Annotated in this window: 26 protein-coding genes; 9 read left to right on the top strand and 17 right to left on the bottom strand. The window is 61.7% G+C overall.

The genetic code is table 11. The features are described 5' to 3' along the window. Positions 1-4: 4 nt before the first annotated feature. The 3 genes from ACP7EW_RS10740 to ACP7EW_RS10730 are packed head-to-tail and all read left to right on the top strand — an operon-like array spanning position 5 to position 3,590. Entirely contained in the window at positions 5-1,906 is a 1,902-nt protein-coding gene (locus ACP7EW_RS10740; protein WP_033896403.1) for a sensor histidine kinase, read from the top strand. Next, positions 1,903-3,252 carry a sigma-54-dependent transcriptional regulator gene (locus ACP7EW_RS10735; protein ID WP_016977477.1) on the top strand — a complete coding sequence of 450 codons (1,350 nt, stop codon included), beginning with the start codon at positions 1,903-1,905 and terminating at the stop codon, positions 3,250-3,252. Before ACP7EW_RS10740 ends, ACP7EW_RS10735 begins: the two co-directional genes overlap by 4 nt. After that, positions 3,252-3,590 (top strand): GlpM family protein, encoded by a 339-nt coding sequence (locus ACP7EW_RS10730; RefSeq protein ID WP_033896402.1) that lies wholly within the window; start codon positions 3,252-3,254, stop codon positions 3,588-3,590. The genes ACP7EW_RS10735 and ACP7EW_RS10730 overlap by 1 nt, the downstream gene beginning before the upstream one ends. Here the strand turns inward: ACP7EW_RS10730 and ACP7EW_RS10725 are convergent, their stop codons facing one another. From ACP7EW_RS10725 to ACP7EW_RS10700, 6 genes are read right to left on the bottom strand one after another with little or no spacing between them, the layout of a single operon-like run. Further along, entirely contained in the window at positions 3,591-4,988 is a 1,398-nt protein-coding gene (locus tag ACP7EW_RS10725; protein ID WP_426216951.1) for a sigma-54-dependent transcriptional regulator, read from the bottom strand. It lies immediately after the preceding gene. Then, positions 4,978-6,747: a sensor histidine kinase gene (locus ACP7EW_RS10720; protein WP_038847825.1), complete on the bottom strand. Its 1,770-nt coding sequence runs from the start codon at positions 6,745-6,747 to the stop codon at positions 4,978-4,980. Before ACP7EW_RS10720 ends, ACP7EW_RS10725 begins: the two co-directional genes overlap by 11 nt. Next, positions 6,747-7,871 carry a GNAT family N-acetyltransferase gene (locus tag ACP7EW_RS10715; RefSeq protein ID WP_426216948.1) on the bottom strand — a complete coding sequence of 375 codons (1,125 nt, stop codon included), beginning with the start codon at positions 7,869-7,871 and terminating at the stop codon, positions 6,747-6,749. Before ACP7EW_RS10715 ends, ACP7EW_RS10720 begins: the two co-directional genes overlap by 1 nt. Positions 7,872-7,888: 17 nt before the next feature. Beyond that, positions 7,889-8,755 carry an alpha/beta hydrolase gene (locus tag ACP7EW_RS10710; protein WP_033896398.1) on the bottom strand — a complete coding sequence of 289 codons (867 nt, stop codon included), beginning with the start codon at positions 8,753-8,755 and terminating at the stop codon, positions 7,889-7,891. Next, positions 8,752-10,146: an aspartate aminotransferase family protein gene (locus ACP7EW_RS10705; protein WP_016977483.1), complete on the bottom strand. Its 1,395-nt coding sequence runs from the start codon at positions 10,144-10,146 to the stop codon at positions 8,752-8,754. The genes ACP7EW_RS10710 and ACP7EW_RS10705 overlap by 4 nt, the downstream gene beginning before the upstream one ends. Further along, positions 10,139-10,840, bottom strand: a complete 702-nt coding sequence (locus tag ACP7EW_RS10700; protein WP_016977484.1) for an MtnX-like HAD-IB family phosphatase — start codon at positions 10,838-10,840, stop codon at positions 10,139-10,141. Before ACP7EW_RS10700 ends, ACP7EW_RS10705 begins: the two co-directional genes overlap by 8 nt. A gap of 228 nt (positions 10,841-11,068) precedes the next feature. Here ACP7EW_RS10700 and ACP7EW_RS10695 point away from each other — a divergent pair, with 228 nt between their 5' ends. Both ACP7EW_RS10695 and ACP7EW_RS10690 read left to right on the top strand, forming a co-directional pair. Next, positions 11,069-11,839 (top strand): MipA/OmpV family protein, encoded by a 771-nt coding sequence (locus ACP7EW_RS10695; protein ID WP_426216946.1) that lies wholly within the window; start codon positions 11,069-11,071, stop codon positions 11,837-11,839. 55 nt (positions 11,840-11,894) lie between these two features. Next, on the top strand, positions 11,895-12,761 hold the full coding sequence (locus tag ACP7EW_RS10690) for a fatty acid desaturase family protein (protein ID WP_426216943.1): 867 nt from the start codon (positions 11,895-11,897) through the stop codon (positions 12,759-12,761). Positions 12,762-12,765: 4 nt separating this feature from the next. Here ACP7EW_RS10690 and ACP7EW_RS10685 read toward each other — a convergent pair whose 3' ends face one another. The 5 genes from ACP7EW_RS10685 to ACP7EW_RS10665 all read right to left on the bottom strand — a co-directional run bounded on the left by ACP7EW_RS10685 (position 12,766) and on the right by ACP7EW_RS10665 (position 16,274). Continuing rightward, entirely contained in the window at positions 12,766-13,170 is a 405-nt protein-coding gene (locus tag ACP7EW_RS10685) for an EamA family transporter (protein ID WP_426216941.1), read from the bottom strand. Then, the gene (locus ACP7EW_RS10680; protein WP_010212789.1) at positions 13,167-13,547 is read right to left on the bottom strand and encodes a transporter; all 381 of its coding nucleotides are present in this window, start codon (positions 13,545-13,547) and stop codon (positions 13,167-13,169) included. Before ACP7EW_RS10680 ends, ACP7EW_RS10685 begins: the two co-directional genes overlap by 4 nt. Further along, complete coding sequence (locus ACP7EW_RS10675; RefSeq protein WP_426216939.1) at positions 13,544-14,464, bottom strand: arginase; 921 nt, start codon at positions 14,462-14,464, stop codon at positions 13,544-13,546. Before ACP7EW_RS10675 ends, ACP7EW_RS10680 begins: the two co-directional genes overlap by 4 nt. 81 nt (positions 14,465-14,545) lie before the next feature. Next, positions 14,546-15,199, bottom strand: coding sequence for a DsbA family oxidoreductase (locus tag ACP7EW_RS10670; protein ID WP_061435466.1), 654 nt, complete (start codon positions 15,197-15,199; stop codon positions 14,546-14,548). Positions 15,200-15,254: 55 nt separating this feature from the next. After that, positions 15,255-16,274, bottom strand: coding sequence for an alpha/beta fold hydrolase (locus tag ACP7EW_RS10665; protein WP_061435465.1), 1,020 nt, complete (start codon positions 16,272-16,274; stop codon positions 15,255-15,257). A gap of 194 nt (positions 16,275-16,468) precedes the next feature. Between ACP7EW_RS10665 and metR the strand changes: the two genes are divergently transcribed. Next, entirely contained in the window at positions 16,469-17,386 is a 918-nt protein-coding gene (gene metR / locus ACP7EW_RS10660) for a transcriptional regulator MetR (protein ID WP_426216937.1), read from the top strand. Here metR and ACP7EW_RS10655 read toward each other — a convergent pair. From ACP7EW_RS10655 to ACP7EW_RS10630, 6 genes are all read right to left on the bottom strand, one after another. Further along, positions 17,383-17,886 (bottom strand): GNAT family N-acetyltransferase, encoded by a 504-nt coding sequence (locus tag ACP7EW_RS10655; protein WP_426216934.1) that lies wholly within the window; start codon positions 17,884-17,886, stop codon positions 17,383-17,385. The two genes, metR and ACP7EW_RS10655, sit on opposite strands and share 4 nt — an antisense overlap. Further along, the gene (locus ACP7EW_RS10650; RefSeq protein WP_426216932.1) at positions 17,883-18,290 is read right to left on the bottom strand and encodes an NUDIX hydrolase; all 408 of its coding nucleotides are present in this window, start codon (positions 18,288-18,290) and stop codon (positions 17,883-17,885) included. Before ACP7EW_RS10650 ends, ACP7EW_RS10655 begins: the two co-directional genes overlap by 4 nt. Before the next feature lie 48 nt (positions 18,291-18,338). Next, positions 18,339-19,685: an HD domain-containing phosphohydrolase gene (locus ACP7EW_RS10645; protein ID WP_426216930.1), complete on the bottom strand. Its 1,347-nt coding sequence runs from the start codon at positions 19,683-19,685 to the stop codon at positions 18,339-18,341. Between the two features lie 183 nt (positions 19,686-19,868). Then, positions 19,869-20,141, bottom strand: a complete 273-nt coding sequence (locus tag ACP7EW_RS10640; RefSeq protein ID WP_133074517.1) for a type B 50S ribosomal protein L31 — start codon at positions 20,139-20,141, stop codon at positions 19,869-19,871. Between the two features lie 100 nt (positions 20,142-20,241). Then, positions 20,242-21,567 (bottom strand): APC family permease, encoded by a 1,326-nt coding sequence (locus ACP7EW_RS10635; protein ID WP_426216928.1) that lies wholly within the window; start codon positions 21,565-21,567, stop codon positions 20,242-20,244. Between the two features lie 110 nt (positions 21,568-21,677). Beyond that, positions 21,678-22,499, bottom strand: coding sequence for a carbon-nitrogen hydrolase family protein (locus ACP7EW_RS10630; protein WP_426216926.1), 822 nt, complete (start codon positions 22,497-22,499; stop codon positions 21,678-21,680). Positions 22,500-22,592: 93 nt separating this feature from the next. On the opposite strand from ACP7EW_RS10630, the gene ACP7EW_RS10625 reads away from it, so the two are divergent. The 3 genes from ACP7EW_RS10625 to ACP7EW_RS10615 all read left to right on the top strand — a co-directional run bounded on the left by ACP7EW_RS10625 (position 22,593) and on the right by ACP7EW_RS10615 (position 26,306). Beyond that, a complete protein-coding gene (locus tag ACP7EW_RS10625) occupies positions 22,593-23,354 on the top strand; it encodes a response regulator transcription factor (RefSeq protein ID WP_426216924.1) in 762 nt (253 codons plus the stop codon). A 28-nt stretch (positions 23,355-23,382) separates the two neighbouring features. Continuing rightward, entirely contained in the window at positions 23,383-25,002 is a 1,620-nt protein-coding gene (locus ACP7EW_RS10620) for an FMN-binding glutamate synthase family protein (protein ID WP_426216922.1), read from the top strand. A gap of 173 nt (positions 25,003-25,175) precedes the next feature. Then, positions 25,176-26,306 carry an OpgC family protein gene (locus ACP7EW_RS10615; RefSeq protein ID WP_426216920.1) on the top strand — a complete coding sequence of 377 codons (1,131 nt, stop codon included), beginning with the start codon at positions 25,176-25,178 and terminating at the stop codon, positions 26,304-26,306. Positions 26,307-26,334: the final 28 nt, after the last annotated feature.

Here is a 26,334-nt window from a genome sequence, read left to right as displayed (position 1 = left end):
TGTGATGAAATGCGACCCCAACCAATTTCGCGCCGCACCGCCATCACTTGCCGTGAAACCACGTCTGATCCGCCAACTGTTCCTGCCGCCGTTGATCATCGCCCTGATGATCGGCCTGGGTTATATCGGCTTCTGGGTCAGCGAGTACTACGGCATCCGCACCCTCAGCGATACCGGAGAACGCCAGCTGGAGCTGCATGCCCGCACTGTCGAAAGTGAACTGAGCAAATACACCTACCTGCCGAGCCTTCTGGAATTGGAATCCAGCGTCTCCACGCTGCTGGCCGATCCGAACCAGGAAACCCGCAAGACCGTCAACGATTACCTCGAAGGCCTGAACCGACGCAGTCGCAGTCGGGCCATCTATGTGATGGACACCACCGGCCGCGTACTGGCCACCAGTAACTGGCGCGATGCCGACAGTTATCAGGGTGAAGACCTGTCCTTCCGCGCCTATTTCCAGAACGCCGTGCGCGGCCAGCCTGGCCGTTTCTATGGCATCGGCAGCACCAACGGCGAACCCGGCTACTACCTGGCCCACGGCCTCGAAGAGCACGGCAAGATCATCGGCGTCGCCGTGGTCAAGGTGCGCCTCGAAGCCCTGGAAGAACGCTGGCAGCGTGCGCGCCTCGAAGCCTTTGTGAGCGACGAGAACGGCATCATCATCCTCTCCAGTGACCCGGCCCGCCGCCTCAAGGCCGTGCGCCCGCTGAGCGATGACACCAAGGATCGCCTGGCCCACAGCCTGCAATATTACTGGGCGACGCTCAACGAGCTGGAACCCCTGGCCCGCGAGCGTCTCAACGAAGGCACCGAGAAACTGACCTTCCCGGCCAACAGCGAAGTGGTCAACGACGAGCACGAAGTCAGCTACCTGGCGCAAACCCGCCCGCTGAATGACACGCCGTGGAATTTCACCCTGCTCACGCCGCTCAACGATCTACGCCGCGCCGCGATCAACCAGGGCATTTTGGTGGCCGTTGCGTTTGGCCTGGTGGCGTTTTTGCTGATCGCCTGGAACGAGCGGCGCAAGGTCATCGCCACCCGCCTCGCCGCGCGGGAAGCCTTGCAGGAAGCCAACAGCCAGTTGGAACGGCGGATCGCCGAGCGCACCGCCGACCTGCGCGCCAGCAACGAACGGCTCAAGGGCCAGATCCGCGAACGACGCCAGGCCGAAGAGACGCTGCGCCGCGCCCAGGATGAGCTGGTGCAGGCCGGCAAACTGGCGGCCATCGGCCAGATGTCCACCAGCATCGCCCACGAATTGAACCAGCCACTGGCGGCGCTGCGCACCTTGTCCGGCAATACCGTGCGCTTCCTGGAGCGCGGTGCCCTGGACACCGCCAGCGCCAACCTCAAGACCATCAACGAACTGATCGACCGCATGGGCCGCATCACCGCCAGCCTGCGCTCCTTCGCCCGCCGCGGCGATGACCAGGGCGAGGCCAGCCTGGCCAAAGCGGTCGACGCGGCTTTCCAGGTTCTCGGCGCACGCCTGGACAGCTTGCCACTGACCCTGCACCGCGACTTTTCCCCCGCCCAATTGCAAATCGACCAGACGCGCCTGGAGCAGATCCTGGTCAACCTGATCGGCAATGCCCTCGACGCCATGCAGGCCCAACCCACGCCCGAGCTGTGGCTGGAAGGCAGCAGCAGCGAGGGCAAATACCGCCTGCACGTGCGTGATAATGGTCACGGTATCGACGCCGAGGCGCGCAAACATTTGTTTGAACCGTTCTTCACCACCAAGCCCGGCGAGCAAGGCCTGGGCCTGGGCCTGACGCTGTCCGCCAGCCTCGCGGCCGCCACCGGCGGCAACCTTGCCGTGGAGCACCCGGTCAGTGGTGGAACGGCCTTTGTCTTGTGCCTGCCGTTGGCGGGCGCTCAAAAAGCTGAGTCGACATGAATACAGACGCTAAAGCCATCAAAGACGAGCTCACCGTGCTGATCGTCGAGGACGATCCCCATGTGCTGCTCGGCTGCCAGCAGGCCCTGGCCCTGGAAGACATTCCCAGCGTCGGCGTGGGCAGCGCTGAAGAAGCGTTGAAGCGCATCGGCGAGAACTTCGCCGGCATCGTGATCAGCGACATCCGCTTGCCAGGCATTGACGGCCTGGAACTGCTCACCCGCCTCAAGGCCCTGGATAAAAGCCTGCCGGTGGTGCTGATCACCGGGCATGGCGATATCTCCATGGCCGTCGGCGCCATGCGCAACGGCGCCTATGACTTCATGGAAAAACCCTTCTCCCCCGAACGCCTGGTCGACGTGGCGCGCCGCGCCCTGGAGCAGCGCGGGCTGGCGCGGGAAGTCTGGTCGTTGCGCCGCCAACTGGCCGAGCGCGATTCGCTGGAAGGCCGCATCATCGGCCGCTCGCCGGCCATGCAGAACCTGCGCGAACTGATCGCCAACGTGGCCGACACCTCGGCCAACGTGCTGATCGAAGGCGAGACCGGCACCGGCAAGGAACTGGTCGCGCGCTGCCTGCATGATTTCAGCCGGCGTCACGCCCACCAGTTCGTCGCCCTGAACTGCGGCGGCCTGCCGGAGAACCTGTTCGAAAGCGAGATTTTCGGCCACGAAGCCAACGCCTTTACCGGTGCCGGCAAGCGCCGCATCGGCAAGATCGAACATGCCCACGAAGGCACGCTGTTCCTCGATGAAGTGGAAAGCATGCCGATCAACCTGCAGATCAAACTGCTGCGGGTGTTGCAGGAGCGCACCCTGGAGCGCCTGGGTTCGAACCAGAGCGTGGCGGTGGATTGCCGGGTGATCGCCGCCACCAAGTCCGACCTCGACGAACTGAGCCGTGCCAACCAGTTCCGCAGCGACTTGTACTACCGCCTCAACGTAGTGACCCTGGAGCTGCCGCCGCTGCGCGAGCGCCGTGAAGACATCCTGCAACTGTTCGAACATTTCCTGCAGCAGTCGTCGCTGCGTTTCGACCGCAGTGTGCCGGAGCTGGACAACCAGACCCTGTCGAGCCTGATGAGCCACGACTGGCCGGGCAACGTGCGTGAGCTGCGCAACGTCGCCGAACGCTTCGCCCTCGGCCTGCCGGCGTTCAAGAAAAGCGGCGCCAGCAGCGGCAGCCAGGGCCTGGCCTTCACCGAAGCGGTGGAAGCCTTCGAACGCAACCTGCTCAACGATGCCTTGCAACGCAGCGGCGGTAACCTGACCCAGGCCAGCCAGGAACTGGGGATGGCCAAGACCACGCTGTTCGACAAAGTCAAAAAATACGGGTTGAGCCACTGATGGATCTGCTATTGAAAGCCGCCCTGGGCGCGGCCGTGGTATTGATTCTGGCCGCGCTGGCCAAGACCAGGAATTACTACATCGCAGGCTTGGTGCCGCTGTTTCCGACCTTTGCCTTGATCGCCCATTACATCGTTGGCAAAGGCCGTTCGGTGGACGACTTGAAGACCACGATCCTGTTCGGGATGTGGTCGATCATTCCGTATTTTGTGTATTTGGCGACGTTGTATGTGATGGTCGATCGGATGCGGTTGGAAGCGTCACTCGCCGTGGCGGCGGTGGCGTGGTTGATGGCCGCAACGGTGCTGGTCAGCGTGTGGGTCCGCGTTCACGCCTGATCAGCGCACGATCTTGTCGACCTGGATGCCCAACTTCTTCAGGCGATACCAGAAACTCCTCTCCGAAATGCCGATCTTCGCTGCCGCCGCTGCCTGCACACCATTGCTCTCCTGCAACGCCGCGAGTATGTAGGCCTTCTCCACCTCCGCCAGCGCCGCATCCAGGTCCTGGGGAATGCCCGGCCCGTCGCTGAGGATCGCCGTCACACCGTCCTCGCTTGGCTTGGAAGCAAACAGGTAACCCGGCAAATCGATGTCCTCGATCACCGGCGACGCCGCCACGATGGTCGCGCGCTCCACGCAGTTTTGCAGTTCTCGGATATTGCCCGGCCAGTGATACGCCGCCATGGCCTGCAACGCCTCCGGGCTGAAGCCGGTGATGCGTTTACCCGCTGTAGCGCTGAGGGTCTGGGCGAAGTGGCGGGCCAAGGGGCCGATGTCTTCCACCCGTTCGCGCAAGGACGGCAGGGGAATCGGGAACACGTTGAGGCGGTAGTACAGGTCTTCGCGAAATTCCTTATTGGCCACCGCTTCCAACAGGTTCTTGTTGGTGGCGGCGATCACGCGCACATCGACCTTGCGTTCGCGGGGATCGCCCACCGGTTCGATCACCCGCTCCTGCAACGCGCGCAGGATCTTGGCCTGCAACGCCAGGGGCATGTCGCCCACTTCATCGAGAAACAGCGTGCCCTTGTCGGCCTGTTGGAAGCGCCCTACCCGGTCAGCCACGGCGCCGGTAAACGCGCCTTTGCGATGGCCGAACATTTCGCTTTCCAGCAACCCTTCCGGGATGGCCGCGCAATTGACCGCCACGAAGGGTTTGTCGGCGCGACTGCCATGCTTGTGGATGGCACGGGCAACCATTTCCTTGCCGGTGCCGCTTTCGCCGGTCAGCAGGATAGTGGCGCTGCTGTCGCGCACCGAGTCCACCGCTTGCAGCACTTTGCGAAACGCCGGGCTGTCGCCCACCAGGCTGTCGAACTGGGCGTGTTCGTCCAGCTCGGCGCGCATGCGTGCGTTGTCGCGCATGATGTCGCGAAATTGCAGGGCCTTGGCCACGGTGATGTCCAGCTCGTCGATATCGAACGGCTTGGCGATGTAGTCGTAGGCGCCGTTGCGCATCGACTGCACGGCGTTTTTCACCGTGCTGTAGGCGGTCATCACGATCACCGGCACATGGGGGTAGCGCACCTTGATCTCGGCCAGCAGCGCCGGCCCGTCCATGCCTGGCATGCGCCAGTCGCTGATCACCAGGTCGATGTCTTCCTGCTCCAGCACCTTGAGCGCGTGCAGGCCGTTACCGGCGACAAACACCTGCACGTCGTTCTGGCCCAGGGCCGAGGCCAACAGGTCGCAGAGTTTGGGTTCGTCGTCGACTACCAGAATGTTATGCGTCATGACTGTCCTCGTCGTCTTCGCCACTCGCCGGAATGTACAGGCTGAAGGTGGCGCCGGCATCTTTCTCACTGGCACATTCGATGCTGCCGTCGTGACTTTCCATGATCGAATAGACTTTGGCCAGGCCCAATCCGGTGCCCGACGCCTTGGTGGTGACAAATGGCGTGAAGATGCGCTCGATCATGTCCGCCGGAATGCCTTGGCCGGTGTCAGTAATGCTGATCAGCGTGTTCTCGCCTTCCGTACGAATGCCCAGGGTCAAGCGCCCGCCTTCGGGCATCGCGTCGATGGCGTTGAGGATCAGGTTGAGGCACGCCTGCTTGAGCTGTTTGGCATCCGCGTAAATTGTCGCTCCGGGTGCCTGGTCGTCGATGTGCGCGTCGATGTTATGGGTGGCCAGTTCCGGCGCGCAGAAGCCGAGGATTTCCTCCACCAGCGGGCGCGCCGGCAGCAACACGCGCAACGGCGGGTTGGGCTTGGCAAAGTCGAGGAATTCGGTGATCAGGTCGTTGATACGGCTGACCTCGCTGACCACATATTCCAGATGACGCTTGTCGGTTTCCGCCAGGTCGGCGCGGCGGTGCAGCAGCTGCGTTGCCGTTTTGATGATGCCCAGCGGGTTGCGGATCTCATGGGCCAGGCCCATGGCGACTTCACCCAGGGCATGCAAGCGATCACGTCGACGTAGCTGGGCTTCAAGGTGATGCAACTCGCCAAGCCGCTCGGTCATGTGGTTGAAGGTGCTGCTCAACTGCGCCAGTTCGTCGCCACCGCTGACCACCACGCGGTGCGCGTAGTCGCCGGAAATCACCGCGCTCACGCCTTGGGACAGGTCCCGCAGCGGCTTGGTCAGCCGCCGCGATACCAACACCCCCGCCGCCAGTGACAGCGCCGAACTGAGCAGGAAAATCAGCACGAACAGATTGCTCTGGTTTACCAGCCCCACCAGGCTGGTGTGGCGCAGCAAGCCACTGAAGATCACACCTTGCAGCTCACCGGCATCGTTGAAGATCGGCCAATACAAGCCGCTGTAGTTGTTGGTGAACTGTTCGCTCGGCTGCTTGGTGCTGCGCATGGCGATTTCGACGTTCTTGGGGATGCGCGACGGGTGGTCTTCAAAGCGTTGGGTCGAGAAAATCTCTGAGAAGCCATTGGGGTTGGCCAGGTACAGGCGCAGGTCGAGGGAATGCACATCGGCCACGCTGGTGAGGAAACTGCTGTCCAGGTAAGTGGCGACCAACAGCAGGTAATCGACACCGTCCTGGGTGGTTTCAAAAGTCGACACCACAACGCCCGTGCTTACCCCGGCCACCTGCACGGTCTGCAACACCGCGTTGCTGGTCAGGCTGATCTGCTTGACGATGTCGTCAGAGGCGGTGCTGAACACCAGCTTGTGGTCGCTCATACGGATCAGCGCCACCACGTCGATGTCGGTGGCGTCGGCAATGTCGGCGGTCAGGCGGTCGTGCTTGGCGGCTTGCCGGCTCGACGGCGGGCTGGTGTAGCGCAGGAACAACTTGGCCATGCGCGCGTTGTCATGAAGGATGTCGCCGATCTCATCCTTGACGATCTTGGTCGACTCCTGCAGCCAGATGCGCACGTTGCTGTCGAAGATCTGCGACAGCGTGGTGGCCGCCAGTTCGGCGGCGATCATGGTAGGGATCACGCTGACCAACCAGAACGCCAGCACCAGCTTGCGCTGGACGCTCCAGCGCGAAATGGCAAAGGGGCGGGCTTTCTGGCGGGTCTTGGTGATCATCAGGTTTCGCTTATCGCAGCAGCCATGGCAGGGTCGGAACGATCCGGTCGAATAAACAGTTTCACAAGCTTGAGCAGGCCGTTGACCAGCCGGTTGCGGTGGCGGAAAAACACGCTGTTGCCCTGGAACTCGCAGCCCAGGCGCAGCTTACTGGCATACCCGGCCTGGCCGCACTCATACACGGCAATATTGTGTTGAATACAGTAGTCGACATTGGTCAGCCAGCTACGGAAGTACAGGTTGTAGTCGCGGGTGAATTCCACGTCATGCCCGAAAAATTTGTCCACCAGCCGGTGCTCGTCCACCAGGATCAGGTTGAACGCCACCAGTTGCTCGTCCACCCAGTAAAGAACACAGACCGCCCGCTCATCAAGGCGTTCGAGCACACCGGTGAAGTAACCGGCGGGCAGCCGCTCGAACTGCAACTCGGCACGCGTGAGCGTGGCCTCGTACAGGCGCATGACCTGGGGCAGCACGTCGTCGATATTGCGCCGCCATTCCACCCGTGGCCCCGGCGCGCGCAGTTTGCGGCGCAGGTCCTTGCGTGTGGATTTGCCCAGGGACCCCAGGTAGGCGTCCACCGAGCCGTAGGGCAGCGGCAACACGCCCGTGGGCAAGCTCGGCATGCTCTGGAAGCCCGCCGCGCGGCAACTTTCGACCCAGTGCGGGTCTTTGCTCGGTGCGTCCTTGACCGCTACCAGGCCGATACCGAAGTCATCGGCATCCTGGCGCGCGGCTTCCAACAGGTGCTTGAGCAGCAGCGGACGTCGTGTATCCGCCACACTGCTGGCAAAACCAACGTCGCAGCGCTCCGCCACCGGGGAGCCGAGGGCATACAGGCCCAGTTGCAAAAGCCCCGGCCACAGTCGCTCCACACGCTCGGTCAAGCGTTTTCCGGCGCCCGACACCGTGGTGTCGAGGCGATAATGGGTGATGAACGCGGCCGCCACAGCCACCAGCGTTCCATCGTCGTAAACCGCCAGGTAACGCCACTGAAAATCATCGATAGCGGCGTTTTCCACGGCGACGTAATAGTCCCAGTCCTCCAGGGCACCCGGGAAACAGTCGTTCCAGGCACTGCGCTGGAGGGCCCGGATGGTCGGGAAGGCTTGGGCGGTAATCACAAGGGTTTCCTTAAGGCTCAAGCCCGCTGTCGATAATCTTGGGGGGCCGGAATGGACTCGGCATGCTGCCCGACAAACTCCGCGCTCAACTCGATCACCCGGCGGTATTGCAAGTCGACGGTGATCATGTGGTAGCAGTTGTCCAGCAGGATCTTGGTCACCGGGCCACCGAGGTGGCGTTCCACATAGTCAGCGTTCCAACGGCTGGTGATGTCGTCCTCGATGGAGTGCAACACCAACGCCGGCACCTTGACCTGCGGCATGCGCTTCTTGACCACGGCGTTCATCCGGTGCAGCTCGCGCACGGTGATGCCCTCCATGGTTAGCAAGCCCGCCTCGCTGCTCTCGCCCTCTTTCATCTGCCGCTCGACGATGCCGCGCAGGCGTTCATTCTTGATGCCGTACGGCGGCTTCTCTTCGAAGCGGCAGATGTGCACGCCGAAGGGGATTTTCATCAGCAACGGCGTGAGGAACGCCAACTTGTTGATGCTCCAACCGTCGTACTTCAGGGTGGTGGAATACATCAGCAGCCCGGCGACTTGCCCAGGATGCTCGGCGGCCACGTACATCGACATCACCGCGCCCATGGACAAACCACCGACAAACACCTGTTCATGGCGCTGTTTCACACCGACGAACGTCTTGCGCACGCCTTCGTACCAGTCGCGCCAGCCGGTGGCTTGCAGGTCGCTGTTATCACCGCAGTGCCCGGCCAGGGTAGGCACGTACACCGTACAATTGCCCACCTTGGCCAGGCCCTTGGCGACCTGGCGCAATTCCGTCGGGGTGCCGGTCAGGCCGTGGATCAACAGGATCCCGACCGGACCATCACCGAGAACGAAGCCGGCAGTACCTTCACCGAGGTCGATCTCTGCCGTTTTCACCGGTTGGTCGCCCGCACCAGCAGTTGCTCAAGCAGCTTCAGGCCCAGTTCGATTTCCGGGTAGCTGATTTCCAGGGACGGTGCCAGGGTGATCACGTTTTTGTAGTAACCGCCCACGTCGAGGATCAGGCCGAGTTTCTGACCGTCCACCACCATGTCGCCCTTCATGCCTTCTTCGACCATGTAGTCCAGGGTTGCCTTGTCCGGCGTAAAACCATCCGGGCCGCAGATTTCGCAGCGCAGGGCCAGGCCCAGGCCGTCGACGTCGCCGATGATCGGGAAACGTTTCTGCAGATCTTGCAGGCCTTCGAGGAAGAACTTGCCCTTGGCCATGACCATCGCGCCGTAGTCGACTTCGTTGGTCATCTTGAACATTTCCAGGCCTACCGCCGTGCCCAATGGGTTGGAGGCGAAGGTGGAGTGAGTCGAACCTGGTGGGAAGATCTTCGGGTTGATCAACTCTTCACGGGCCCAGATGCCGCCCAGTGGGTTGAGGCCGTTGGTCAGCGCCTTGCCGAACACAATCACGTCCGGTTGCACGTCGAAGTGCTCGATCGACCACAGTTTGCCGGTGCGGTAGAAGCCCATCTGGATCTCGTCGGAGACCATCAGGATGCCGTGCTGATCCAGCACATGCTTCAACTCACGGTAGAAGTTCATCGGCGGGATCACGTAGCCGCCGGTGCCCTGGATCGGCTCGACGTAGAACGCAGCGTATTCGCTGGAACCGACTTTCGGGTCCCACACACCGTTGTATTCGGTCTCGAACAGGCGGGCGAATTGCTGCACGCAGTGGCTGCCGTACTCTTCCTTGGTCATGCCTTTAGGGCCACGGAAGTGATACGGGAACGGGATGAACTGCGCGCGCTCGCCGAAGTGGCCGTAGCGGCGACGGTAGCGGTAACTGGAGGTGATCGACGACGCGCCGAGAGTACGCCCGTGGTAGCCGCCTTCGAAGGCGAACATCAGGCTCTTGCCGTTGGTGGCGTTACGCACCACCTTCAGGGAGTCTTCGATGGACTGCGAACCGCCGACGTTGAAGTGCACGCGACCGTCGAGGCCGAACTTCTTCTTGGCGTCGACCGCGATCATTTCCGACAGCTCGATCTTGCCCTTGTGCAGGTACTGGCTGGCGATCTGCGGCAGGGTGTCGATCTGCTGTTTCAGCGCGTTGTTGAGGCGCGGGTTGGCGTAGCCGAAGTTGACCGCCGAGTACCACATCTGCAGGTCGAGGTAGGCCTGGTCTTCGGTGTCCCACACGTAGGAGCCTTCGCAACGGCTGAAAATGCGCGGCGGCTCGATGTAGTGGACGGTGTCGCCGTAGGAGCAGTATTTGGCTTCTTTATCCAGAAGGATCTGGTCTTCGGCGGTAGCGATACGGATATCAGACATGGTGGAAGAGTTCCTGATTGTCAGCAGCAGTAAAGGAGGTGGCGTTGGCGGCGATGCCTTGTGGCAGTCGGGCCAGCAGCGCAGGCAATTCGGCAAAGGTGTCGAAGCGTGCGTGAGGAATGTTGTTGGCTTCGCAGTACTTGGCGAGGCTGCCCTTGGCGAACACGAAGTCGGCGGTGGACGCCACGCACATGTCGGACTTGCCGTCGCCGATCACCAGCACGCGCTTGTTGCGCGGCGTGGACTTGCACTTGCAGTTGCCGGAGGCGGCGCGGCAGGCGTCGCTGGAATACGGGAAGTCGATGCGCCAGCTGTTCTGGTCGACTTGGCGCAGGCGGTTGGCGAGGATCGGCAGCAAGGTCACGTAGTTGCGCGAAAGGATCCGCGCAATGCCCTGCTCGATGCCGTCGCTGACCACTTCGATGGTTGCGCCCAGGCCCATGACGTGGTCGACGAAGTCCGGGAAGTCCGGGTCGATCTCGACGCTGTCGAAATACGCCAGCAGTTCGGAAGGCGTCGCCTTGATCAGCGCCAGTTGGCGGCTCAGGCATTCGCGTGAACCGATATGCCCATCCAGCCATTCCTGTTCGATGGTTTCCCACTCGGGGCCGGCGAAGCGTTGGAGGACGTTGTCGATGACATCGGTGGGGGTAATGGTCCCGTCGAAGTCACACACGATATGCCACTGGATCATCGTTGTTTACCTTGGAGGAGCGCGCTGTGTGCGCTTGCAACAAGGGGTAGAGCAGGGAGTGTGCCAACTGGCCATCGCCCAGCGGGGCTGGGGCTTTGCTCGATTTACCGTGGGATTTGTGTCGTGGGAGCTACAATTTTTGTAGCTCGCTACAAACAAGATGAGTGCTTGCACACGAGCGGCCCTTCGCGCGTTCATGCGCACGTATTCAATCAAGGAACCGTGACCATGTTCAGGATCACATGCGCTGCATTCGCCGGTTTGCTTGGCCTGTGGAGCTTTTCCAACGCTGCCACGGCCGAAGGCATCACCGGTGAAGTGGGCGCAGGCGTCAGCTACCAACCTCATGACCCCACCGGCAGCCGCTACGAAACGCGGCCCGTGCCCTATTTCGACCTGGACTGGGGCGATGTCAGCCTGAGCACCGATGACGGCCTGACCTGGAGCGCGCTCAACACCCAGGGCCTGACCGCCGGCCCCTACATCAATTACCTGTCGGGCCGCACGTCCAATGGCGATCTCCAGGGCCTGCGCAATGTGTCGGACATGGCGGAAGTCGGTGGTTTTATCCAATACGCCCCGGCTGATTTCTGGCGGGTCTACGCACAATTGGGGCAAGCCGTGGGCGGGGGGCATTCGCAGAGCGGTGCCCTGGGCAAAGTCGGCGGCGAACTGGGCTACCCCCTGGGTGGCGGGATTATCGGCAGCAGCGGCCTGGTCGCGCATTTCGCCGATGCGCGCCAGACCAACACGTTTTTCGGCGTGGATGACAACGAGGCCGCCGCCACCGGCTTTCGCCCCTACAACGCCAGCGGCGGCTTCCAGAACCTGACGCTGACCCAGAGTTTCGAGTTTCCCCTGGCCGAAAAATGGTCGCTGCTGGCCAGCGCCAGCTGGGTTCACCTGGTCGGCTCGGCGGCCGACAGCAGCATCGTGCGGCAGACCGGCGACGTGAACCAGGGCCAGGTGCAGACGGCCATCAGCTACAAGTTCGATTAGGTTGGTCTGGGGTTTGCAATGAGGTCCTGGAATCCATTTTTCCAGGACACTCTTCATGGCTCGCCCCGCTTACCGCCTGCTGCACCACTCGCTCTGGGACCTGGTGCCCATCGCCCTGGGCCTGGCGCATTTCGCTTTTGTCATCTGGCTGGTCACCGCGTTCCACAGCCTGAGCTGGTGGGCGCTGGTGCCCCTGGCGCTGGTCTACGCGGTGAGTCTGTCGTGGAGCATCAACAGCATCTCCCACAACCAGATCCACAACGCCTACTTCACCCATCGTGCGATGAACCGGGCGTTCGATTTGCTGCTGTCGGTGACCATCGGCTTTTCCCAGACGCTCTACCGCGATATCCACAACCGCCATCACCGTGGCAATGCCGACCTGCCTGGGCCGGACGGTAAAACCATCGACCCGCTGTCGATCTACCAGCGCGGCCACAATGGCCAGCCGGAAAACCCGTGGGCTTATACTTTCCTGAGTTTTTTCCGCGACGATCCCAAGCCGTTCTATGACGAGATGAAGCGCAAGCGCCCTGCGGATGCGCGTTGGGTCAAAGTCGAGATCGGCGTGACGGTGGCGTTCTATATCGCCCTGGCGTTCTACAACTGGCAGGCGGTGTTGTGGCTGTTGCCGTTCTGGTACCTGGGCCAGTGCCTGTCATCGCTCAATGGCTACTACGAACACTTCGGCGGCAACCCGGACCTGCCGATCGCCTGGGGCGTGAGTTCCTACAGCGTGCTATACAACCTGATCTGGATGAACAACGGCTATCACGCCGAGCACCACTACCGGCCGAAAATGCACTGGACGAAAGTGAAGGCGTTTCATCGGGAGATTGCCGAGCAGCAGCGTGAGGCGGGGGTCAAGGCGATTTCGGTGTCCCATGGCTTAGGGTTTTTGGTGGCACACCGCAAACCCTAGACACTCAGCTTTCTTCGCCTTCCGCCAGGAGGGCGATACCGCCGATAATCACCGCCACCCCCACCCAGTGCAGCGGGCTGATATGTTCCCCCAGCCCCAGCCACGACCCCAGCAACACCACCACAAACACCAGTGAACTCAGCGGAAACGCCAGGGACAGGCTGCTGCGCCGCAGGATCAGCATCCACACGAAAAACGCGCCGATGTAGCTGGCGATAGCCGCCAGAATCCCAGGGTTGCGCGCCACGTCCGCCAGCCATTGCCAGCTCAAATCCATCTGCCCCAGTTGATCCCCGGCCACTTTGGTAAACAACTGGCCGGCGCTTTCGGTACAGATCAACAAGGCCCACAGCACCACCGTGCCGAGGCGCCCATGCAGCCATCCATTATTCATCGTTTGCGTACTCATGCCTGACTCCCTGCAATGGCTACCAACATCACGCCTAAGGTAATCACCAGCGTGCCCAGCCAGCGGCGGCGGCTGACGGTTTCGCCCAGCACCACCTTGCCCGCCAGCACCACGCCGCAATAAGCCAGCGCAGCGGCCGGGAACAACAGGCTCAACGGCGCACGGGACAAGGCTTCGAGCCACACGAAGAACTCAATGGCATAGGCACCGATCCCGGCCCACAACAACGGCGCATTGAACACCTGGCCCCAGAACGCATTCAGGCGAAAACCGCCGTCCAGTTCAGGCAAACGGTCGAGGCCGATCTTGAAACACAACTGGCCGATCACATCGAGCACGATGGAAAACGCTACCAGCAACACCACGGTCAACGTCACGGGAACAGCTCCTCAAACAGGTCGATCAAGGCTTCATTGGTGGCCGCGTTGCGCTGCAGATCTTCCGCGCTCCAACGCTCAGGCGGTGGCTGGTCGGACTTGGCCTCCCAACGCTTGAACGCGTTGCTGAAGGCGGGCGTGGCGAACTCGCCGCACACGTCGATGCCGATAATGCGTTTGCGCGCTGCCAAGGCCCGCAGGGCTTGCAGCAGATGGGTCAGGCGCATGCCACCCTGGTCCCAGTTGGTGGCCGCGTCTTCGCTGGCGAGCACGTCTTTGTCGATGGTGATCCAGATCGCTTCGGTGGGCAGGCTGGTGATCATCTGATCGAGGAATTGCGCCCAATCCAGCTCGGCCAGGTTGCGCCAGTACAGGTGGTTTTCCTGCTGCTGGTGACCGGCGCCATCCCCTACCCGGCCCCAGACTTTCGACGGTGGATGCTGCCAGGGAAACAGCTGCAAGTGCCCACGCTTGAGCGCGCCGAGGTTGCCGCCGCGCAGTTGCGGGTTGTGCAGGTCGTCGCTGCACGGGCCAAGGGTGACGATGCGTTTGATCGCCGGCATCTTCAGCGCGCGGTTGACCCACGAACCACAGTGACGCTTGGGCGCAAAGCGCACCCAGTCGGGGTGATTGTCGAAGTGGATCAGGCTGATGGGTTCTTTCAGGTCGGTGAGAAAGGCTGGCGTGAGGTGGTGATAGTCGCCGGAGCCGACAAACAGGATTTCCGGGCGCGCATCGGTGGGTCTGGGCCGTTGGGCCAGGCGTGCGGCGAAGCGCTTCCAGGTTTTTTCGGTGGACCACAGGCGCAGCTTGGGGCCCAGGTCCAGCAGGTCGATACGCGTGGCACGGCCGCTGGCCAGACGCCGGGCAATCGGTGCCTGGCCGGTGAGGCTGTGGTCGAGGTCAAGAATGTTCAAGGTAATGTTTCACCCCTAATGGCAGCGCCCATCCGGTACCGGATGGGCTTTAGGGGGTCAATGCAAGGGACGGGCCAGCGCTTAGCCTTTGGCCTCTTGGATGATCTGGCGGATCGCCCCCACAAAGGCTTCCGCCGGCTGGCCGCCGCTGACGGCGTACTGGTCGTTGAACACGATGGTCGGCACCGAGGTCACGCCACGGGAGATCCACAGTTGCTCTTGCTCGCGCACTTCAGCGGCGTATTCATCGGAGGCGAGAATCTCGGCCGCACGCTGGATATCCAGGCCGACGCTTTCGGCGATCATCGCCAGGGTGGCGTGATCGGACGGGTCCTGGCCATCAGTGAAATACGCCTTGAACAGCGCTTCCTTGAGGTTGTACTGCAAGCCTTCCAGCCCGGCCCAATGCAGCAGGCGATGCGCGTCGAAGGTGTTGTAGATGCGGCTTTGGCCGTCAGTGCGGAACGCGAAGCCCAACCCGGCGCCCAGGTCGCGGATACGCTCGCGGTTGGCCTGGGATTGCTCGGCGGTGGAACCGTACTTTTCGGTGATGTGCTCGACGATGTTCTGACCGATGGCAGGCATGTTCGGGTTCAACTCGAACGGCTGGAAATGGATCTCGGCCTGCACCTCGGCGCCCAGTTGGTCGAGGGCCTCAGTCAGGCCACGCAGGCCGATGATGCACCAGGGGCAGGACACGTCGCTGACGAAATCGATTTTCAGGGGAGTACTCATGACAGGCAACCTCGCAGGCGCAAATGGGCCACAAAGGTTGCACGATACACCAATGTCACAACACCTTCGAAGGCTCGCCCAGGTCAATCTGCGCCCAATGCGCCGCGTCTTCGCGATGGGCTTGCAGGTACGGCAACACCGCCGTCAGCAGCGGTGCCTTGAACGCTTCCTGGAAACGATGGGCCATGCCGGGAATCAGCTTCAACTGGCTGCCCTGGATATGCGCCGCGAGGTGCACGCCATGCATCACCGGCAACAGCGGGTCGGCGGTGCCGTGCACCACCAGGGTTGGCACGCGCAGTTGGTTAAGCAAGGGCACGCGGCTGGGTTCGGCGAGGATCGCCATGATCTGGCGCTTCACGCCGTCCGGGTTGAAGGCGCGGTCGTAGGACAGCGCCGCCTGGTGCAACAGCGCCTGGCGGTCATCCGTCACGTTCGGGCTGCCCAGGGCCGCCAGCAGATCGGCCTGCTGTTCCAGGGCCACTTCACGGTTTGGAGCGCTGCGCCGCGACAGCAGTTGTACCAACGCCGCATTCGGCGCCGGCAAGCCTTCGGCGCCGGAGCTGGTCATGATCAGCGTCAGGCTCTCGACCCGCTGCGGCGCCATCGCCGCCAGGTGCTGGGCGATCATGCCGCCCATGCTCGCGCCCAGCACGTGGAACTGCTGGATCTGCAGGGCGTCCATCAAGCCGATGGCGTCGTCAGCCATGTCGGTCAGCGTGTAAGGCGCCGCCACCGGCAGGCCGAGCTTGTAGCGCAGCACTTCAAAGGTCAGGTTGGCATTGGCCGGTGCCTGGCGCCAGGTGGACAGGCCGACGTCACGGTTGTCGTAGCGGATCACCCGAAAACCCTGTTGGCACAAGGCGACCACCACTTCATCCGGCCAGTGGATCAACTGCCCGCCCAGGCCCATCACCAGCAGCAACGCCGGATCGGACGCACGGCCGATGCTCTGGTAGGCGATGCTCACCTGAGCCAGGTCGACCGTTTGGGTCGGGACATTGACGTCACATCGAGAAGCCGCAAAAGACGGCAGGCCGAACAATAGAGCGGCCAGTAAAAGCAACACGCGCATGAAAAACACCGAAACGCAGAACCCCAGTAGAGCGCGAGTCTGATGAAGTTTGTTCAAGCGCGCTGCCACAGTTGCGTGACAGTTTGATGAAGAGTGCCCAGCGGTCATTGTCGACCTGCTTATCGACAGGCAGGCCAACATGAGACAAACTCACGCCATTCGAATTCGTCACAAATTATATTCATGGAGACCCCGTGCTCGAGATCCGTCACCTCAAGACCCTGCACGCCCTGCGCGAAGCCGACAGCCTGGTGGAAGCCGCCGAGCGCCTGCACCTGACGCAGTCGGCGCTGTCCCACCAGTTCAAAGAGTTGGAAGAGCGCCTGGGCATGCCGCTGTTCGTGCGCAAGACCAAGCCGCTGCGCTTCACCAGCGCCGGCCTGCGCCTGCTGCAACTGGCCGACGCCACCCTGCCCCTGCTGCGCGGCGCCGAGCGTGACATAGCGCGACTGGCCGGCGGCACCGCCGGACGCCTGCACATGGCCATCGAGTGCCACAGCTGCTTCCAATGGCTGATGCCGACCATCGACCAGTTCCGCGATGCCTGGCCGGAGGTGGAGCTGGACCTGGCCTCCGGCTTCGCCTTCGCCCCGCTGCCGGCCCTGGCCCGTGGCGACCTGGACCTGGTGGTGACCTCCGACCCGCTGGAACTGCCAGGCATCACCTACGTGCCGCTGTTCACCTACGAAGCCATGCTCGCCGTCGCCAACCAGCATGCGCTGGCAACCAAGGCGTACATCGTGCCCGAAGACCTGTTGACCGAAACCCTGATCACCTACCCGGTGGAACGCGACCGCCTGGATATTTTCACGCGTTTCCTCGAACCCGCCGATATGGAGCCGGCGCAGGTGCGCACGTCCGAGCTGTCAGTGATGATGATGCAGCTGGTGGCCAGCGGCCGTGGCGTGTGCGGCATGCCCCATTGGGCGCTGCATGAGTACAGCTCGCGTGGCTACGTGAAGGCCAAGCGCCTGGGTGAGAAAGGTTTGTTTGCCACGCTGTATGCCGGGATTCGTGCGGACATGCTGGATGCGCCCTACATGCGCGACTTCCTGCTGACGGCCAAGGACACGTCGTTTTCCACCCTGGATGGGGTCAGCGCAGTGCGCTAGCGCGTCAGCTCACGCCACATGTGGATCTTGTCGAAATAATCCACACCGACCCGCACCGCCAGCGGCTCCAGGCCGTACTGGATGAAGCCGCAGCGTTGGTACAGGGCGAAGGCGGCGTCATTGCCGGCGGTGACCGTCAGTTGGATCACTTTGAGGCGCGGCTGTTTGCGCGCTTCATCCAGTGCCGCTTCCACCAGTTGCCGGCCCAAGCCTTGTTGTTGGTGGCCTGCATTCACGTACATGCCGAACAGGGTCACCTTGTGCCGCGCTTTCTCTCGCGGCTCAAACGCCAGGCCGACAATGCCGACCAGCTCATCCTCGGCAAACGCACCGAGCAAGCAATCCAACGGACTGCTCAAGCGTTTTTCCCACCAGCTCAGCGGCATGGCTGCACGCTCCGCCACGCTGGAAGTGAACGCCTGGGGATAGACGCCATAGGCTTCCAACATCAACGCCCGATACGCCTCGGCATCGCTGGCCACCAGCGGGCGAATGATCATGCCGTCAGCGAGGCACGGTAAAACGGCAGGATCAGGTCCCGCGTCAACGGGGCCAATTGCAGGCCGCCGTCACCGGCCGGGTCGATCCAGCGCACTTCTTCAATCTCGGCGGCAGGCGTGACCGCCACATCGATCTGCACCTGGAACAGCTCGGCTTCCACGGTAAAACCCGGCTCGTTGACCGCAGGTGCGGAAAACTTGCCGAGATAGACGGCGGCGCTGGGCTCGATACGCAGGTTCAGCTCTTCGTGCAGCTCACGGGCCAGGGCATGCGCAGGCTGCTCGCCAGCGTCGATCTTGCCGCCAGGTTGCATGAAGGCCTGGGTGCCGCGCTTGCGCACCAGCAGGGTCTGGCCGTCAGCGCCGATCAGGAGGGCGGCGGCGATGCGGATGGTGGAGGGCATGAGCGATCTTCCTTGGCTGCAAAAGGCGCAAGGATCACATGAAGTGGCTCAGCCGCAAAGCAGTGCATCGCCGTTGTCCTTGATGAAGACACTGTAGCGCGCACCCTCCATGGTTTCGAAGGCAATCAATTTATCCACCAATGGCAGGTTCAACACCTTGCCGGCGTTGAGCAACAACATGCCGTTGTCGGCATTGAGGTTGCGCGCCAGCACCATGCCCTCTTCCAGCTCACGGGTGCCGAGGACTTTGACGTTGGGGTCGCCCAAGGTCACGTCATTGAGATAGGTGGCGCAGACCAGCACAAAGTCTTCGACCATCACCGGGTCATACAGCCGACCGGCGTATTTGCGGATGTACAGCAGCGCTTCGTCGCTGTTCATCTGCCGCTCCAAGATCAAGCCCTTTTGCAACTCGATGAAATCCACCGCCAGTTTGAGCAAACGAGAACCGGCGGGAATCGCTTCGCCTTTGAGGTGATCGGGGAAACCGCTGCCATCCCAACGTTCCTGATGATGGCGGATCAGGCGCGCGGCGTCTTTCATCGGTTCCAGAGTCATCAGCAACGATTCGCTCTGGGTGGCGTAGGCGCGATAGCGTTCGCGGTCGCTGCTGTGCAGCAGGTCCGAGGGCGAGGCCATCATGCTGTCGCTCCAGCTCAGTTTGCCGATGTTGTAGAGCGCGGCGGCCATGGTCAGGTCGCGGTTGCTGGCCTCGTCTACGCCATGAGTCACACACCAGGTGCGCACTAACTCGATAATCTGCCGGTTGGTCTGCTTGGCTCGCGGCAGTCGCAGGTTGGCCAACAGCGAGAACACCTCGGTGCCGGTGGCGTAGCTGTGTTTGAGTTCTTCGTAGGCCAGGTCGAGCATGTCGGCGGTCTGCTGCAACTCGCTGGTGCGCGAGGCCACGCGTTTTTCCAGGCTGGCGTTGAGCTGCTTGAGTGCTTCGTTCTGCTGCTGAATCAGTTGTTCAAGGCGCAGGCGTTCGCGCTCGGAATGCTGATGGGCCAGGGATTGGCGCAAGGCCAGCAGCAATTCTTCGTCCTTCCAGGGTTTGCTCAGGTAGCGGTAGATCTCACCTTCGTTGATGGCTTTGACGATCAGGGTCAAGTCAGTTTCGCCGGTCAGCAGAATGCGCACGGTGTGAGGGTAGTGTTGGTGGATATGCGCCAGCAGCGAGGCGCCGTCCATGTCCGGCAGGCGCGCGGCGCTCATCACCAGGTCGACGGTTTGGCTGGCGAGAATGGCCAGGGCATCGGCAGCGCAGGTGGCGCTGTGCAGGTCGAAGGGTTCCAGCCGCAACAGTTGGGTGAGGCTATTGAGGACGTCCGGGTGGGCATCGATCAACAGCACCACGGCACGTTCGGCATCGGTAAAACTGACTGACTCTCCCATGGGACACCTCGGATCGTCGGTGTGCGGTCCTTATGGTCGGGGTCTGCCTCCCTGGCGATTACTGATTTGCCTATTACTGAGTAGCTTAGTCGGTTTTTCGGAAAATGATGGCCTTACGACATCAATGCATAAAAAAAGCCGCTCCAGATTCCGGAGCGGCCTTCGAGGTGAAACCTGTAAACCTCACGCGTCTGCTTTTTTCGGGCTTGATCCGAACGAAGCGAAACGCTTGTTGAACCCGGCGATGCGGCCTTCGACCTGGGTCTTGCGCTGTTGGCCGGTGTAGATCGGGTGTGAGGCACTGGAAACGTCCAGTGGGATATACGGGTAAATGTTGCCGTCGCTGTGTTTATGGGTGCGGTCGCTGTCGGCGGTGGAGCCGATCAGGAAGAACACGTCGGCGGCAGTGTCGTGGAACAGCACGGTGCGGTAGTCGGGATGGATACCAGCTTTCATAAGGCCTCCGGGGCGTCTGGGTGCATTTGATGTGTTATACAGTAACACAAATCATGCGCCCAAACGAGAACCGATTGCAATAAGAATAGGCCCGTCGCTTCTATACGGCTTCCTGGAAGTCCATCTCCGGTGGCTGCTGTGAGAACCCGCGAGTCAGCACGCCCAGGTAAACCAGGCCGATCGCCAACCACACCAGGCCCAGATAGATCGCCAGATGATCGAGGCTGACCATCAACCACAGGTCCGCCAGCAGGCCAATGAACGGGAACACCAGGAACAGGATCAACTCACGCAGGCCGCGCTGCTTGGCGCCGATCCAGTAATGGAAGATCACCGACAGGTTGACCAGGCTGAACGCCAGGAAAGCACCGAAGTTGATGAACGAGGTGGAGGTGGTCACGTCCAGCTTCAACGCCAGCAGCGCCACCACCGCGCACAACAGGATGCTGTTGACCGGCGTGCCGAAGCGCGTATGCAAAGCGCCGAAGAACGACTTGGGCAACACACCGTCGCGGCCCATGGCGAACAGCAAGCGCGAACCACTGGCCTGGGCCGACAGCCCCGAGGCGAACTGGCCGACAATCAGGCCGATCAGGAAGATCGACACGAACAGGTCGCCACCGATATTGCGTGCGATTTCATACGCCGCCGAATCCACATTGGCGAACTCGAACGACGGATGGGCCACCTGCACAAAGTAGGACACCGCCACGAAGATCAGGCCGCCAATCAAGGTAATCAACATGATCGCCCGTGGGATGGTGCGGCGTGGGTCGCGGGTTTCTTCGGTCAGCGTACTCACCGCGTCAAAGCCCAGGAACGAGTAGCAGGCGATGGCCGCACCGCTCATGATCAACGGCATGTGCATCTGGCCGTTGAAGAAGGGGGCGATGGTCCACAGCGGCTTGCTTGCGTCACCGCCGATGTAGTGGATGCACAGCGCCACAAACGCAATCAGCACCAGGAATTGCACCAGCATCAGCAACGCATTGATGCCGTTGGCCAGCTTGAGGCCGACGATGTTGATGGCGCTGGTGATGCCGATAAAGGCCAGTACCCAGATCCACTGCGGCACCGCCGGGAACGCTGAATTGAGGTACGCCGCACCGATCAGCCAGATAGCCATGGGCAAGAACAGGTAGTCGAGCAACACCGCCCAACCCGCGATAAAGCCCAGTTTGGGGCTGATGGCCTTGCGCACATAGCTATAGGCGGAACCGGCCACCGGAAACGCCGAAGCCATGCGCCCGTAACTCATGGCGGTGAAAAACATCGCCACCAGGGCGGCCAGGTAAGCGGCGGGGACCATGCCCGCAGTGGATTGCGCCAGGATGCCGAAGGTGCCGAGCACGATGATCGGCGTCATATAGGCGATGCCAAACAGCACCACCGACCCTAACGACAGGGTGCGTTGCAAACGAGCCATGGGTGATTCTCCGCGCAATTATTAGATTTATGGCAGAACTGAAATAGGTGTTGCGAATGTCATTTTTCTTATGGGCAAGGCTGTTTAGTGTGGCGATGCACAAAGGGAAATCAGTGCTGTGGGATCAACAACTCGCGCGTCCCATCGCTGCGCTCGATCACCTCACCCGGCAATTTCATGCGCTGGTCATCCAGGTAGCGGTAATCCTTGCGCGCCGCCGCCAGTCGGTCGAGATCCAGCTCAACCGTGTATTGCCCTTCCTCACGCCCGGCTTCAAACAGCAGCGTGCCAAACGGGTCCACCAACGCACTGCCGCCAGCGAACACCAGGTCGCCATCGCCCTCTTGCACCCGGTTGACCATCAGCGCAAACGCCTGGTTTTCCTGGGCACGGGCCATGATCGCGGTGCGGTGGGTAGGCCCGTAGGGGTCCATGTTGCCGTTGGTGACAATCAGCAACTCGGCGCCCAATTGCGCCAGGGCACGGGCAGTTTCAGGGAACTCGATGTCGTAGCAGATCAACAGGCCGACGCGCAGACCGTTCCACATACCAGTGGGGTAACGGTCGCCAGGATTGAACACACCGCGCTCCAACGGCCACAGGTGGGTCTTGCGGTACTTGAGGGCGATACCTTCGGGAGTGATCAACAAGGTGGCGTTATAGAACTGGCCGCCATCATTTTCAGCGATGCCGATGACCACGGCGACGTTGCGCGCGTGGGCGGCCTGGATAATCGCCTGCACGGTGGGGCCATCCAGCGGCTCGGCAATGGCCGCGACGGTCTCGGCCGTGGGGAACCCGGTCAGGTGGGTTTCCGGGAATACGATCAGTTGCGTATCGTCGGCGCAGGCGGCAATGGCCGCCAAGGCGCGCTCAAGGTTGTAAGCTGTATCGTTATCACGACCGGCCAACTGGGCAAATTCGACCTTCATGGGTATTCCTTGTTCTTTAGCTGTGCCGCAGTATGCGCAGCCTCAACCCACCAGGGAATCACGCGGCGGGGGTAACCCGATAGGGGTAGATCAATGACCATGTCGCTGCAAGACATCGCCTGGCACCGTGCGGTGGGGCAAATGATAGACGCGCTGGACCAGCCCAACTTCTGGACCCAGCTTGTCCGGTTGCTGGACCAATACGTGCCGTCCGACAGCTGGGTGGCGCTGCTGTTCAGCAGCGAACACCGCCCGCTGGTGTTCGCCGAATGCCCAGGCGCCGACGGCACGCCGGACCACCTGTTCCAGGACTACCTCAACGGCCTGTACTTGCTCGACCCCTTCTACATTGCCAGCCGCGAACACGCGCGCACCGGGCTTTTGCGTCTGGCCGAAGTCGCGCCGGAACACTTCGAACTCACCGAGTACTACCAGCGCTACTTCCGCTTGAACGTGGTGGCCGATGAAATCCAATTCAATTGCCACCTGCCGGATGGGCGTACCCTGTGCCTGTCGCTGGGCTCGAAGCAGCGCTTTGACCCGCAGCAGATCGCCCTGCTATCGCTGATTCAACCCTGGGTCGTGAGCCTGCTGCGCCAACGCCTGCCCCATGAACTCAACCAGGTCAGTACGCCGCAGCCAATCCAGAATGATGACTGGGGCGCGCAACTCACTGCCCGCGAGCTGGATGTAGGCCGCTTGATGCTCAGCGGTTGCTCCAGCAAGGAAATCGCTCGTAAGCTGGAAATCTCTGTTGAAACCGTGAAAGTCCATAAGAAACACATCTACAGCAAGCTAGGGATCAAATCCCAGTCAGAGCTGTTCTCGATCTTTCTACAGGCGCAAAACGCCTAGCCGATGAGTCCGAACCAAGGAAAACCGTATGAGCCTGTCGTTATTAAGCCGTTACGCCTTCTTTGCCGTGTGCGTCATTTTCACCCTCGCCAGCCTCCCCTTTATCGAACATGAATGGCTGTGGCCGATCACCCTGGTCACGGGCGTGTTGAGCCTGATCGGTGTGTTCGACCTGCTGCAAAGCCCTCACGCCGTGCGCCGCAACTACCCGATCCTGGGTAATATACGTTACCTGGTGGAAGCCATCCGCCCGGAAATCCGCCAGTACCTGCTGGAATCCGACAGCGACGCCCTGCCCTTCTCCCGCGCCCAGCGCTCGCTGGTCTATTCGCGGGCCAAGAATGAAACCGCCGACAAACCGTTCGGCACCCTGATCGATGTGTACCAGTCGGGCTTCGAATTCATCGGCCACTCCATGCGCCCGGCACCGCTCAGCGACCCCAGCGCATTTCGCGTGATGGTCGGCGGCCCGCAGTGCACCCAGCCGTACTCGGCGTCGGTGTTCAATATCTCGGCGATGAGCTTTGGCTCGCTGAGCGCCAACGCGATCCGCGCGCTCAACCAGGGCGCCAAGCTTGGCAACTTTGCCCATGACACCGGCGAAGGCAGCATCAGCCCCTACCACCGTGAAAACGGCGGCGACCTGACCTGGGAGCTGGGCAGCGGCTACTTCGGCTGCCGCACCAGCGACGGCCGCTTCGACCCGGAACGCTTCGCCGTGCAGGCGCAGAACCCGCAAGTGCGCATGATCGAAATCAAGATGAGCCAAGGCGCCAAACCCGGCCACGGCGGCATCCTGCCCAAGCACAAAGTCACCCAGGAAATCGCCGAGACCCGCGGCATCCTGATGGGTGAGGACTGCATCTCGCCGTCACGCCACAGCGCGTTCTCCACGCCGATTGAACTGATGCAGTTCATCGCGCAACTGCGTGAACTGTCCGGCGGCAAACCGGTGGGCTTCAAGTTTTGCCTGGGCCACCCGTGGGAATTCATGGGCATCGCCAAGGCCATGCTCGAAACCGGCATCCTCCCGGACTTTATCGTGGTGGACGGCAAGGAAGGCGGCACCGGTGCCGCGCCGGTGGAGTTCACCGACCATATCGGCGTGCCGCTGCGTGAAGGCTTGCTGTTCGTGCACAACACCCTGGTGGGCCTGAACCTGCGCGACAAGATCAAGCTCGGCGCCAGCGGCAAGATCGTCAGCGCATTCGACATCGCCAGCGTACTGGCCATCGGCGCCGACTGGGCCAATTCGGCGCGGGGCTTCATGTTTGCCATCGGCTGCATTCAGTCCCAGAGCTGCCATACCAACAAATGCCCGACCGGCGTGGCCACCCAGGACCCACTGCGCCAACGTGCGCTGGTGGTGCCGGACAAAGCCCAGCGCGTGTTCAACTTCCACCGCAACACCCTCAAGGCCCTCGCCGAAATGCTCGCGGCAGCGGGCCTGGATCATCCGTCGCAGTTGTCGGCCAAGCACTTGGTACGACGCATGTCGGCGACCGAGATCAAGCTGTTCTCGCAGTTGCATGTGTTCCTCAAGCCAGGTGAGTTGCTGACCGGCGAGGTAAATGGCGAGTTCTATTCGCGCATGTGGCAGATGGCACGGGCGGATAGCTTCGAACCCCATGAAGTGGTCGCCGCCTGATACACGCCTTCCGAGCCTGCCTTTCACCGGGCAGGCTTTCGAGACATCCAGTAATACCCAACCTTTGCAATTACTTACAAATACCGCCAACCTGCGCCCGCCCGACGTGCGGCGTACGACAACACGCGCATTCGCCTGTCATTACTAAACCTTTTGCTCAAGAGCCCGCTGCCATGCTGAACGGACGCGACCCGCGCATCGATTTTTTTCGGGGCCTGGCGTTGATCTTCATTTTCTGGGATCACGTCCCCCACAACCCCCTCGGCCAGATCACCCTGCGCAACATCGGTTTCAGCGATGCAGCGGAGGTGTTTGTGTTCCTCGCCGGTTACGCCGCCGTATTGGCCTACGGCAAGATCCTTCAACGTGATGGCTACTGGATTGCCACACTGAAAATCCTGCGTCGTACCTGGGTGTTGTACGTGGTGCATATCTTCTTGCTGGCGATGCTGATGGGCATCGTGTTCTTCGCCAATAGCCACGTGGAAACCCGCGACCTGGTTGAAGAGATGGGCCTGACGCACTTCGTCACCCATCCGCAACAGGCCCTGACCGATGAGTTGCTGCTGCGCTTCAAGCCCAACCTGATGGACCCGTTGCCGCTGTATATCGTGCTGCTGGCCGGCTTGCCGCTTGTGCTGCCACTGATGCTGCGCAAGACCTGGATGGTCGTGCTCGGGTCAGCAACGATTTACCTGCTGGCACCCTGGATGGGCTGGAACCTGAGGGCAATTGCCGATGGCGTGTGGTACTTCAACCCGGTCACTTGGCAATTCTTGTTTGTGCTCGGCGGCGCCGCGGCTATCCAGGCGGGGAAGACACGTCCTGTGGACACGCGCCCGCTCGCGCAGCAACCCTTGTTCGTGGCGGCGGCCCTGTACGCGGTGGCCGCAGGTATTCTGACGCTATCGTGGCGCTGGCCCGAGGTGCATGACGCGTGGATGCCCGCGCCGCTCAGCGACCTGCTCTACCCCATCAGCAAAACTGACCTGTCGCCCGTGCGCCTGCTGCATTTTCTCGCGTTGGCCTATGTCACGGCAAAGTTGCTGCCAGGCCGCGCATGGACCGAAAACTGGTTGGCGCAGCACACCTGTCGCATGGGCCGTTACTCGCTGGAGGCGTTTTGCCTTGGCGTGGTACTCGCGCCACTCGCGGACATGATCAATGCCTTGGCAGGCGATAGCTTCGCCATGCAAATACTGACGGCGATGGCCGGCGCGGCCTTGATGGTGATGCTGGCGATGTGGCTGGAATTCAACAAGCGACTGGATCAGTCGCTCAAATTGGCGACACGGACGCAATAGACCCAAGGGCCCGTTGCACGCAACGGGC

Source organism: Pseudomonas sp. DWRC2-2 (assembly GCF_049897885.1).
Taxonomy (GTDB): Bacteria; Pseudomonadota; Gammaproteobacteria; order Pseudomonadales; family Pseudomonadaceae; genus Aquipseudomonas; species Aquipseudomonas azotoformans_A.
Note: the sequence above shows the minus strand (reverse complement) of the source record. Positions and strands in the feature narration are given on the sequence as shown.